General features: G+C 71.4%; 9 protein-coding genes. 5 read left to right on the top strand and 4 right to left on the bottom strand.

Features of this window, described 5'->3' with window-relative positions:
• Positions 1-66: 66 nt before the first annotated feature.
• The 4 genes from ADK86_RS30530 (at position 67) to ADK86_RS30515 (ending at position 6,474) form a co-directional block, all read left to right on the top strand.
• A complete protein-coding gene (locus ADK86_RS30530) occupies positions 67-348 on the top strand; it encodes an acylphosphatase (protein ID WP_003987228.1) in 282 nt (93 codons plus the stop codon).
• A 381-nt stretch (positions 349-729) separates the two neighbouring features.
• Positions 730-936, top strand: a complete 207-nt coding sequence (locus tag ADK86_RS30525; protein WP_030376453.1) for a hypothetical protein — start codon at positions 730-732, stop codon at positions 934-936.
• Positions 937-1,237: 301 nt separating this feature from the next.
• A complete protein-coding gene (gene smc / locus ADK86_RS30520; RefSeq protein WP_053699518.1) occupies positions 1,238-4,795 on the top strand; it encodes a chromosome segregation protein SMC in 3,558 nt (1,185 codons plus the stop codon).
• A 263-nt stretch (positions 4,796-5,058) separates the two neighbouring features.
• A complete protein-coding gene (locus ADK86_RS30515) occupies positions 5,059-6,474 on the top strand; it encodes a sugar porter family MFS transporter (protein ID WP_053699517.1) in 1,416 nt (471 codons plus the stop codon).
• 197 nt (positions 6,475-6,671) lie between these two features.
• Here the strand turns inward: ADK86_RS30515 and ADK86_RS30510 are convergent, their stop codons facing one another.
• From ADK86_RS30510 to ADK86_RS30495, 4 genes are all read right to left on the bottom strand, one after another.
• The gene (locus ADK86_RS30510; RefSeq protein ID WP_053699516.1) at positions 6,672-7,661 is read right to left on the bottom strand and encodes an LLM class flavin-dependent oxidoreductase; all 990 of its coding nucleotides are present in this window, start codon (positions 7,659-7,661) and stop codon (positions 6,672-6,674) included.
• 92 nt (positions 7,662-7,753) lie between these two features.
• Complete coding sequence (locus tag ADK86_RS30505; RefSeq protein WP_053699515.1) at positions 7,754-9,235, bottom strand: purine-cytosine permease family protein; 1,482 nt, start codon at positions 9,233-9,235, stop codon at positions 7,754-7,756.
• A 206-nt stretch (positions 9,236-9,441) separates the two neighbouring features.
• Positions 9,442-9,660, bottom strand: a complete 219-nt coding sequence (locus ADK86_RS42630) for a hypothetical protein (protein ID WP_159393999.1) — start codon at positions 9,658-9,660, stop codon at positions 9,442-9,444.
• Positions 9,661-9,759: 99 nt separating this feature from the next.
• Positions 9,760-9,954: a hypothetical protein gene (locus tag ADK86_RS30495; RefSeq protein WP_053699513.1), complete on the bottom strand. Its 195-nt coding sequence runs from the start codon at positions 9,952-9,954 to the stop codon at positions 9,760-9,762.
• A gap of 336 nt (positions 9,955-10,290) precedes the next feature.
• Here ADK86_RS30495 and ftsY point away from each other — a divergent pair, with 336 nt between their 5' ends.
• Positions 10,291-11,520: a signal recognition particle-docking protein FtsY gene (ftsY, locus tag ADK86_RS30490; protein ID WP_053699512.1), complete on the top strand. Its 1,230-nt coding sequence runs from the start codon at positions 10,291-10,293 to the stop codon at positions 11,518-11,520.
• The last annotated feature ends 119 nt before the right edge of the window (positions 11,521-11,639 follow it).

Here is an 11,639-nt window from a genome sequence, read left to right as displayed (position 1 = left end):
CGACTGTACGCCATGCCGTGCGGGGCGGATGTGCTCGCCGAGCAATTGGCCGGTTAACGTGCAGACATGAACGAAGATGTCCGCCTGACGGCCTGGGTGCGCGGCCGGGTCCAAGGTGTCGGCTTCCGGTGGTTCACCCGGGCCAACGCCCTGCGCATCGGCGGCCTCGCCGGGTTCGCCTCCAACCTCGGCGACGGCCGGGTGCAGGTCGTCGCCGAGGGCGCGCGCGAGCGCTGCGAAGAGCTTCTGGAGTGGCTGCGGAACGGCGACACGCCCGGGCGTGTCGAAGGGGTGACTGAGATCTGGGACACTCCGCGCGGCGGTTACGACGGCTTCGCGATCCGCTGACCCGCTGCGGCGCCGGGGATGCGCGAACCGGCCCGCGGGTCGGTTTCGCGTGTCCCCGTCACATGCACAATGCAGTCATGACCTGGTGGTTGCCAACTGGGCCGACCCATGGAAGGCTGCCGCTGTAAGGATGATCTCCACGCCCCCGTGGCGCTTTTCTGGGGAGCCGGTCCGGCGTTGCCGTGACCGCGGGCTCCCGGGCGCCCAAGGATACGGGGCGTGATCGTGTTGACCCTCAAACCTTTTGGTGAGACTCTGGAAGCCCCGCGCACCTTAGCTGTTTGGCATTGAGCTCGCAGGATAATGACAAGCACCGCGGGTGCGAATCCCTCACGACCCACACCGCTTCGGTCGGTCACTCAGTGTGGAGGACCATCCATCATGGCAAAGGCGCTTCTCGGTTACGTCGGCGGCTCCGACCCCCGAGTCCTCTCCGAGATGCGACGGCTTCAGCAGCGCGTCCAGGACCTGGAATCCGAGCTCATCCGGATGCAGGCCGAGAACGACATGCTGTCCGCTGCCGCACGTCACGACGACTCGATGCTGGAGAGCATCGACGTACCCCAGGCGGAGCCCGCGCTCACCTGACCCCATCCCCCGGGGCCGACGGGCTGTTCGCCAGCCGCTTGAGGCACCGCTAGCAAGATCTTCAAGGGACGCTTCGGCGTCCCTTCGTCGTTTGCGCCGTTTTCTCTTCCGTCCCGCGGCACCCTCATCGTCTGATGTGCCCTGCACCTTCAGCGGCGAAACCGAAATCGAATAGGTGTGAGGGAGCGGACGACCCGTCCGCGGCCCGCGCACCGCGCCGGGTGCGCCCCCCGGACCGGTCGCCGACGGGCCCTCGTGCCGGGCGGTATCCGGCGGCGACCGGCCGGTAGAGTCCAACGGCGTGCATCTCAAGAGCCTGACACTGCGGGGATTCAAGTCCTTCGCCTCCGCCACGACACTGCGTTTCGAACCCGGCATCACCTGTGTCGTGGGCCCCAACGGCTCGGGCAAGTCCAATGTCGTCGACGCGCTGTCCTGGGTCATGGGCGAGCAGGGCGCCAAGTCGCTGCGCGGCGGCAAGATGGAGGACGTGATCTTCGCCGGGACCACCGGCCGGCCGCCGCTGGGCCGCGCCGAGGTCTCGCTGACCATCGACAACGCCGACGGCGCGCTGCCGATCGAGTACGCCGAGGTCACCATCACCCGCACGATGTTCCGCAACGGCGGCAGCGAGTACCAGATCAACGGCGACACCTGCCGCCTGCTGGACATCCAGGAGCTGCTGTCCGACTCCGGCATCGGCCGGGAGATGCACGTCATCGTCGGGCAGGGCCAGCTCGACTCCGTCCTGCACGCCGACCCGATGGGCCGCCGCGCCTTCATCGAGGAGGCCGCCGGCGTCCTCAAGCACCGCAAGCGCAAGGAGAAGGCGCTGCGCAAGCTGGAGGCGATGAAGGCGAACCTGGCGCGGGTCCAGGACCTCACCGACGAGCTGCGCCGCCAGCTCAAGCCGCTGGGCCGGCAGGCCGCGGTGGCCCGCCGCGCCGCCGTCATCCAGGCCGACCTGCGCGACGCCCGGCTGCGGCTGCTCGCCGACGACCTGGTGACGCTGCGCGAGGCGCTGCGCGCGGAGATCGCCGACGAGGCCGCGCTCAAGCAGCGCAAGGACGCAGCCGAGGAACGGCTCAAGGAGGCGGCGCGGCGCGAGGCAGCCCTGGAGGAAGAGGTACGGACGCTCACGCCCCGGCTCCAGCGGGCCCAGCAGACGTACTACGAGCTGTCGCAGCTCGCCGAGCGGGTGCGCGGCACGGTCTCGCTGGCCGACGCGCGGGTCAAGAGCGCGACGACCGCCCCGCCCGAGGAGCGGCGTGGCCGGGACCCGGAGGACCTGGAGCGCGAGGCGGCCCGGGTCCGCGAGCAGGAAGCCGAGTTGGAAGCCGCTCTTGAGGCGGCGAGCCGCGCGCTGGAGGACACCGCCGAGCACCGCGCCGAGCTGGAGCGGCAGCTCCAGGACGAGGAGCGGCGGCTGCGGGACGCGGCGCGCGCCCTGGCGGACCGGCGGGAGGGCCTGGCGCGGCTGCACGGACAGGTCACCGCGGCGCGCGGCCGGGCCGCGTCCGCCCAGGCCGAGATCGGCCGGCTGGCCGCCGCCCGGGACGAGGCGCAGCAGCGCGCCGCACAGGCCCAGGAGCAGTACGAGGCGCTGAAGGCCGAGGTCGACGGGCTGGACGCGGGCGACGCCGACCTGTCGCGGCAGCACGAGGACGCGAAGCGGGACCTGGCCGACGCGGAGGCCGAGCTGACCGCCGCCCGGGAGGCGCTGACGGCCGCGGAGCGGCAGCGCGCCGCGGTCTCGGCCCGGCACGACGCCCTGGCCCTCGGGCTGCGCCGCAAGGACGGGACCGGCGCGCTGCTCGGGGCTGCCAGCCGGCTGACCGGGCTGCTCGGCCCGGCCGCCGAGCTGCTGACCGTGGTGCCCGGCCACGAAGTGGCGGTGGCGGCGGCGCTCGGCGCGGCGGCGGACGCCGTGGCGGTGGCCGACCCGGCCACGGCAGCCGAAGCGATTCGCCTGCTGCGCAAGGAGGACGCGGGGCGTGCGGCCATGGTGCTGGGGGCGGGCCCGGCGACCGGGGAGCTACGGACCCCGGACACCGGAGGCGCGCCCCTCGCGGCCGAACTGGTCCAGGGCCCCGAGGAGTTGCTGCGCTCCGTACGGTGGCTGCTGCGGGACACCGTGGTCGTCGCCACGCTGGAGGACGCCGAGGAACTGGTGGCGGCCCGGCCGGAACTGACGGCGGTGACCTCCGAAGGCGACGTGCTCGGGGCGCATTTCGCGCAGGGCGGCTCGGCCGGCGCGCCGAGCCTGCTGGAGGTGCAGGCGTCCGTCGACGAGGCGGCGGCCGAGGCCGCCGAACTGGGCGAGCGCTGCGCCGAGCTGACCGCCGCTCAGGACGCCGCCCGGCAGCGGCGCGACGCGTGCGCGGCACTGGCCGAGGAACTGGGGGAGCGGTGGCGCGCGGCGGACCGCGAGAAGTCCCGGGTCGCGGGCGACCTGGGCCGCCTCGGCGGGCAGGCGCGCGGCGCCGCCGACGAGGCGGAGCGCTCGGCCGCCGCCGCGGCCAAGGCCGAAGAAGCGCTGGTCAAGGCGACCCAGGAGGCCGAGGAGCTGGCCGCGCGGCTGGAGGTGGCCGAGGAGGAGCCGGGCGACGAGGAGCCGGACACCTCCGTACGGGACCGGCTGGCCGCGGACGGCGCCAACGCGCGGCAGACGGAGATGGAGGCGCGCCTCCAGGTCCGTACGCACGAGGAGCGGGTCAAGGCGCTCGCGGGACGGGCCGACGGTCTGGACCGGGCGGCGCGGGCCGAACGCGAGGCGCGCGCCCGGGCCGAGCAGCGGCGCGCGCGGGCCCGGCACGAGGCCGCGGTGGCCTCGGCGGTCGCGTCCGGGGCGCGGCAGTTGCTGGCGCATGTCGAGGTCTCGGTCGTCCGGGCCGAGGAGGAGCGGCTGGCCGCCGAGCTGGCCAAGCAGGAGCGCGAACAGGCCCTGGTGGCCGAGCGCAACGCGAGCCGGGAGCTGAAGGCGGAGCTGGACAAGCTCACCGACTCGGTGCACCGCGGCGAGGTGCTGGGCGCGGAGAAGCGCCTGCGCATCGAGCAGCTGGAGGCCAAGGCGCTGGAGGAGCTGGGCGTGGAGCCCGCCGCGCTGGTCGCCGAGTACGGCCCCGACCAGCCCGTACCGCCGTCCCCCGCCGCGCAGGGCGAGGAGCTTCCCGAGGACCCGGAGCATCCGCGCAACCAGCCGGTGGCCTACGTACGGGCCGAGCAGGAGAAGCGGCTCAAGGCCGCCGAGCGGGCGTATCAGCAGCTCGGGAAGGTGAACCCGCTCGCGCTGGAGGAGTTCGCGGCCCTGGAGGAGCGTCACCAGTTCCTCAGCGAGCAGCTTGAAGACTTGAAGAAGACCCGCGCCGACCTGCTCCGGGTGGTCAAGGAGGTCGACGAGCGCGTGGAGCAGGTCTTCACGGAGGCGTTCCGGGACACCGCACGGGAGTTCGAAGGTGTCTTCGCGCGGCTGTTCCCGGGCGGCGAGGGGCGGCTCGTGCTGACCGACCCGGACAACATGCTCACCACCGGCCTGGACGTGGAGGCACGCCCGCCGGGCAAGAAGGTCAAGCGGCTGTCGCTGCTGTCCGGCGGCGAGCGGTCGCTGACCGCGGTGGCTCTGCTGGTGTCGATCTTCAAGGCGCGCCCCAGCCCGTTCTACGTGATGGACGAGGTCGAGGCGGCGCTGGACGACACCAACCTGCAGCGGCTGATCGGGATCATGGAGGAGCTCCAGGAGAGCTCCCAGCTGATCGTGATCACGCACCAGAAGCGGACCATGGAGGTCGCCGACGCGCTGTACGGGGTGTCCATGCAGGGCGACGGCGTCTCGAAGGTCATCAGCCAGCGGCTGCGCTGAGCGCGGGCCGGGTAGCCGGTGCGGCGCCGGGTACTCGGTGTGACGTACACGATTATTACGGCCCGCTACGGTTCATAACTTGAACGCATTGCCCCGGAAGTCGCGCCGAAACAAATTCATCACGACCTATTGACTTCGAAACTTGAAGGCATAGGGTCTGCAACGTTGCTTTTACCTTCAAGTGGTGGGTACCCCCAACCTATGCGCCACTGGAAGGGCCAGCCCCCTACGCCCGGCAGCGCAGCCGGGCACTGGAGTACACGTTGACCAGCACCGCGCCGCCGACGATTCCGGAGGGCCGCAAGGCCCAGCCGGACCACCTCGGCCATGTCATCTTCATCACCGCGGCTGCCGCGATGGGCGGCTTCCTCTTCGGCTACGACAGCTCCGTGATCAACGGCGCGGTCGAGGCGATCCGCGGCCGTTACGAGGTGGGCTCCGCGGGGCTCGCCCAGGTGATCGCCATCGCGCTGATCGGCTGCGCCATCGGGGCCGCCACGGCGGGCCGGATCGCCGACCGCATCGGCCGCATCCGGGTCATGCAGATCGCCGCGGCGCTGTTCATCGTCAGCGCGGTCGGCTCCGCACTGCCCTTCAGCCTGTGGGACCTGGCCATGTGGCGGGTCCTGGGCGGCATCGCGATCGGTATGGCCTCGGTCATCGGCCCGGCCTACATCGCCGAGGTCGCGCCGCCCGCGTACCGGGGCCGGCTGGGCTCCTTCCAGCAGGCCGCGATCGTCATCGGCATCGCCGTCTCCCAGCTGGTGAACTGGGGCATCCTCAACCTCGCCGACGGTGACCAGCGCGGCAAGCTGGCCGGCCTGGAGGCGTGGCAGTGGATGCTCGGCGTGATGGTTGTGCCCGCCCTGCTCTACGGCCTGCTCTCGTTCGCGATCCCCGAGTCGCCCCGCTTCCTGATCTCCGTCGGCAGGACCGACAAGGCCAAGGAGGTGCTGGCCGAGGTCGAGGGCCACAGCGTCGACCTGGACCACCGGGTCGAGGAGATCAAGGAGGCGATGCGCCGGGAGCACAAGTCCAGCTTCAAGGACCTCCTGGGCAGCAAGCTCGGCTTCCTGCCGATCGTGTGGGTCGGCATCGGCCTGTCGGTCTTCCAGCAGCTCGTCGGCATCAACGTGGCGTTCTACTACTCCTCGGCGCTGTGGCAGTCCGTCGGCATCAACCCGAGCAGCTCGTTCTTCTACAGCTTCACCACCTCGATCATCAACATCATCGGCACCGTGATCGCGATGATCTTCGTGGACAAGATCGGCCGCCGCCCGCTGGCGCTGATCGGCTCCGCCGGTATGGCCGTCTCGCTGGCCCTGGAGGCCTGGGCCTTCGCGTCGAAGACGGGTGACACGCTGCCGGCCGCCCAGGGCACCGTCGCCCTGATCGCCGCCCACGCCTTCGTGCTCTTCTTCGCCCTGTCCTGGGGCGTCGTGGTCTGGGTCTTCCTCGGCGAGATGTTCCCGAACAAGATCCGCGCCGCCGCGCTCGGTGTGGCCGCCTGCGCCCAGTGGATCGCCAACTGGGTCATCACGGTCAGCTTCCCGAGCCTTTCCGAGTGGAACCTCTCGGGCACGTACGTGATCTACACGGTCTTCGCCCTGCTCTCGATCCCCTTCGTGCTGAAATTCGTGAAGGAGACCAAGGGCAAGGCGTTGGAGGAGATGGGCTAACACCCCCCGCCAGCCCTTCTCCTCAGTTGTGGGCAGCTGCCCCGGTCCGTCCTGCGGATCGGGGCAGCTCCTTCATTACGGGGGCTTTTCCGCGGCGCTCCCTTTTCCCGCCGCGCGGCGTTCCGTAAAGCGGTGGACGCTTCAACCTTTTCCCGGGTGCCGCCCTCGCCCGCTCCGATCGTTCCCGGCGTGCCGCCTCAGTCGCCCGTCAGACGCGGAACCACCCGCTCCGCGAACAGGTGTACGGAACGCCAGCCTTCGTCCACCGGCATCCCGCCGCACAACGGATGCAGGATCAGCGACCCCGACGGCCCCGCCTCGGCGGCCAGCCGCACGCATTCCTCGGGCGTCACGATCCGGTAGATCCCCTCCTGCCGCAGCGCCTCGGCGTCCCCGGCGGCGGACCGCACGGCCGACCGGGCACCGGCGGCCTGCCAGGACGCGTACGTACGCGCCTCGTGGAGCAGGTGCCCGCCGTACTCGGCCCACGCCCGGTCCGGATCCTCGGACACGTGCAGCAGACACGTCCGCTCGGCGGGCTGGAGCACCCAGCCCTCGGTCCCGTATGCGGCGCGCCGCGCGTGGTAGTACGCCTCCAGCTCCGGCAGATGCGCGCTGGGGAACAGCGGCAGGCCCAGCCGCGCGGCCCGGCGCGCGGCGGCCCGGGAGGCGCCGCCGACCAGCAGGAGCGGGTGGGGCCGCGTGTACGGGCGCGGGGTGATCCGTACCGTACGGCCCCGGTAGCGGAACGGTTCCCCCGTCCAGGCGGCGAGCAGCGTCTCCAGCACCTCGTCCTGGAGCTTGCCGCGCCACTGCCAGTCCCGGCCGTGCGCCGCGTACTCCTCGGGCCGGTAGCCGATACCCGCGACGGTGACCAGCCGGCCCTCGCTCAGCAGGTCCAGTACGGCGATCTCCTCGGCCAGCCGCAGCGGGTCGTGCAGCGGCGTGATCAGCGCGGAGACGGTGACCGTGATCCGCCGGGTGGCGCCGAGGACGGCGCCGGCGAAGGCCAGCGGCGCGGGCATCCAGCCGTTGTCCGTGGCGTGGTGCTCCTCGGTCTGGACGGTGCTCAGGCCCCGTTCGTCGGCGAAGACGGACATCTCCACGGCGGCCCGGTAGCGGGCGGCGAGCGAGGCGGGGGTGGGGGAGGGGTCGGCGAGATTGAAGCGCAGGACCGTTACGGGCATGGCGAACGTCCCCTTCACCGAGGGCCGTGGCCCGGTTGGCGAAGGGGACGTTAGCTGACGTCACATCAGGTGAGAAGGGCGCGGGCGCCGAATCAGCCGACCGGCGCCGGCTCCTTTTCCAGGGTGGCGGCGCCCGCGGGCACCGTCTCCTTCGGCTTCGGCAGCACCGCGAAGACCACTGCGGCGATCAGGATCGTGGCCGCCCAGCCCAGGCCGTGCTTGCCCGGCCAGGTCTCGGCCAGCGGACCGGTGAACCAGGTGACCTTGGTCAGGCACAGGCCCACCACCAGCGCCGCGCCCCAGGCGGTCAGCGCCTGCCAGCAGAAGCCGCCCGCGTACCAGTAGCGGCTGGTGCGGGTGGTGTCCATCAGGCTGTCGCCGTCGTAGCGGACCGCCATGTTCCGGCGGCGCGCCATGTCGACGGCGTACACGCCGATCCACGCGGAGAAGGACACCGCCAGCAGGGTCAGGAAGGTGATGAACTGGCCGATGAAGTCCTTGGCCACCAGCATCATGAACGCGCCGCCGACCAGGCTGATGATCGCGTTGATGCTCACGGCCAGGGCGCGCGGCAGCTTGACGCCCATGGTCTGCGCGGTGAAACCGGCCGAGTACATCGACAGGCTGTTGATCAGCAGCATCCCGACCAGCGCGGTGATCAGGTACGGCACCGCCAGCCAGGTCGGCAGCACCGAGCCGAGGAACGACATCGGGTCGGTGTTCTGGTTGGCCAGGTCCGGCTTGGAGACGGCCATGATGCCGCCCATCAGCACCATCGGCACGAGCACCAGGGCCGCGCCGGAGATGGTGGTGCCGACGATCTTCTTGCCGGAGGCGGAGTGCGGCAGGTAGCGCGCGAAGTCCGGACCGGTGGGCACCCAGCTGATGCCGCCCGCCGCGATGGTGCCGATACCGGCGATCATCAGGGCGGTGCTGCCCGCCGACTGGGAGAAGATCTTCCCCCACGGCATCTCGGCGATCAGGTACACCAGCACCATGACGCTGAAGACGCTGAACAGGTACGTCGAGTACTTGTTGCAGATGTTCAGCGCCTTCCGGCCCATGCCGCTGACCAGGAACGTCGTGGCGACGAAGAGCAGCAGCGTGATGACGGTGAGGACGTTGTTGGCCTCGATGCCGAACAGCAGCTTCAGGACGGTGAGCACCGCGTACGCGCCGCTGACCGCGTTGATCGTCTCCCAGCCGAACCGGGCCACCCACAGGATCGCGCCGGGGAAGTAGTTGCCCCGCACGCCGAAGGCGGCGCGGGAGAGCATCGCGCCCGGGGCGCCGCCCCACTTGCCGGAGACCGACAGCACACCGACCATGCCGAAGGAGACGACGGAGGCGATGGCGGCCACGATCAGGACCTGCCAGAAGTTCAGGCCGTTGGTGATCACCAGGGAGGCCCCCATGGTGAGCAGCAGCACGCTGATGTTGGCGGCGACCCAGGTGGGGAAGAGCTCGCGGACGCGGCCGTGGCGTTCATGGTCGGGGACGGGCTCGATGCCTCGTTGCTCGACGGCGCCTTCGGTTTCAGGAGCGGACAGGGTGTCCGTGGACGTGGTGCCCATGGTGCAGGTGTCTCCGTGCGGGTTCAGGCAGCGGCTGTGATGCCTGGCGAAGGGGAGGGGGTTGCCAGGACTCTACGCGCGTTGCGCAGCCGAGAGCTATCGTACTTTGATCCAACTTCGGTCATTGCGCCTTGTTGTGTCCACTGATGACCGCCGACCGTCCCCCATCTCGTCCGAGTATCCGGGCCGGTCGGCCCTGGCGCAGGTCAGGCGGTGCGCCCGGCGCCCGGCGCGGGCGCCTCGGCCACCGGCCGGCGCTGGGGAATCCGGAAGTCCGCGAGCCGCAGCAACGCGTCCGCGGCATCGGCCGGCGGACGGATCCACGTCTCGTTGATCTCCCGCTTGAGCACCTTGGCGAAACCCGCGGGCGCCTGCCGCAGCGCGCGCTCCCGGTCGGTCGTGGACACCGCTTCCACACCAGGCACGCCGGCCACCCGTAGATGCGGGTCCACCGCGAGCCGCCCCAGCCTGTCGCGCTCGGCGGGGATCTGCGCCGTCAGCGGGGCGGCCCGTACGCCCGCGGTTCACAGGGCCGTACGGGCGGTGATCTCCATACCGCCGTCGAGGCGGGCGGCCTGCTCGCTCGCCCGGTCACGGTGACGCCGAGGCGGCGCTCGGCGCCCCAGCTCGTGCGGCGCGCCGTGTGGCGCCGCGATGGCGTGCAGGTGCCCGGCCCCGGGAAACGCCAGGCGGACGAGCCGGCTGCCGGTGGCCGGCATCGGACGTCCGTACGCGATCTCCGTACGCGATCTCCGTACGCGATCTCCGTACGGGCACCGTCCGCGAGCGTGTACAGGCGAGGGCGCAGCACCAGGCCGGCCCCGGGGTGAGCAGGTCGGCCGAGCGGTTCGCGCCATGCTCGCGCAGCAGCCGTACGACACCGGCCGCGCTCCAGACCCCGGCAAATCCGTTGCCCAAAATCAGGACGTCAGGCGTCCGGGTTCCCCTCCCGGTGCCCCGCGGACGGACCCGCGGCGAATGAACCTGGATATGACACATCCAGGTTCGGCGTGTGCGGTCCCGCACGGCGGGGTGTGACCGATACTGGACGGGTTATGGAAATCGTCATCCTTGCTGTAGTCATCGCTGTGGTCGCGCTCGGCGCGATCAGCGGGCTCGTCGTCAGCAGCCGCAGAAAGAAGCAGCAGCTGCCGCCGGCCCCGCCGACCACCCCGTCCGTCACCGCGCCTCCTGCGGAACCGCAGGTCGGTGAGGACGCCGAGACCCCCCGCGACGAAAGCCGTCGCACCATAGAGGAAGTCGACCTGCCGCCCGCCGAGGCGCCCGTCGCGGAGCCGGCGGCCGAGGCGCCGCCCGCCCCCACGGCGCCCGAGGTGGAGGTCCCGGAGCCGACCGCCGGCCGCCTGGTGCGGCTGCGCGCCCGGCTCTCCCGCTCCCAGAACTCGCTGGGCAAGGGCCTGCTGACCCTGCTGTCCCGCGAGCACCTCGACGAGGACACCTGGGAGGAGATCGAGGACACCCTGCTCACCGCCGACGTGGGCGTCGCGCCCACGCAGGAGCTGGTCGAGCGGCTGCGCGAGCGCGTGAAGGTGCTCGGCACCCGTACCCCCGAGGAACTGCGCGGCCTGCTGCGCGAGGAACTGCTCAAGCTGATCGGCACGGACGCCGACCGTGCGGTCGCCACCGACAATGCGGTCGGCAAGGACGGCCAGGAGATCCCCGGCGTCGTCATGGTCGTCGGCGTCAACGGCACCGGCAAGACCACCACCACCGGCAAGCTGGCCCGGGTCCTGGTCGCCGACGGCAAGTCGGTCGTCCTGGGCGCCGCGGACACCTTCCGCGCCGCCGCGGCCGACCAGCTCCAGACCTGGGGCGAGCGGGTCGGCGCCCGTACCGTCCGCGGTCCGGAGGGCGGCGACCCCGCCTCGATCGCCTTCGACGCGGTGAAGGAAGGTATCGCCGAGAGCGCCGACGTGGTCCTCATCGACACGGCGGGCCGTCTGCACACCAAGACCGGCCTGATGGACGAGCTGGGCAAGGTCAAGCGGGTCGTCGAGAAGCACGGGCCGGTCGGCGAGGTCCTCCTCGTCCTGGACGCCACCACCGGCCAGAACGGCCTGGTGCAGGCCCGTGTCTTCGCGGAGGTCGTGGACATCACCGGCGTCGTGCTGACCAAGCTGGACGGCACGGCCAAGGGCGGCATCATCGTCGCGGTCCAGCGCGAACTGGGCGTACCGGTCAAGCTGGTCGGCCTCGGCGAGGGCGCGGACGATCTCGCGCCATTCGAGCCGGAGGCTTTCGTGGACGCCCTGATCGGCGACTAGGCCGCATCGATGGCCTTACGGGCAGGAGGCCTTACGGACATGGTCCGGAAGGCCCGGAAAAAGAGCCCCGCAGCGCGTTCGTGGCGCTGCGGGGCTTCTTTGTGGGTGGGGGTGGGGGG

The organism is Streptomyces sp. NRRL F-5755 (genome assembly GCF_001279365.1).
Lineage (GTDB): Bacteria > Actinomycetota > Actinomycetes > Streptomycetales > Streptomycetaceae > Streptomyces > Streptomyces rimosus.
This window is presented reverse-complemented; position numbering and strand designations above follow the sequence as displayed.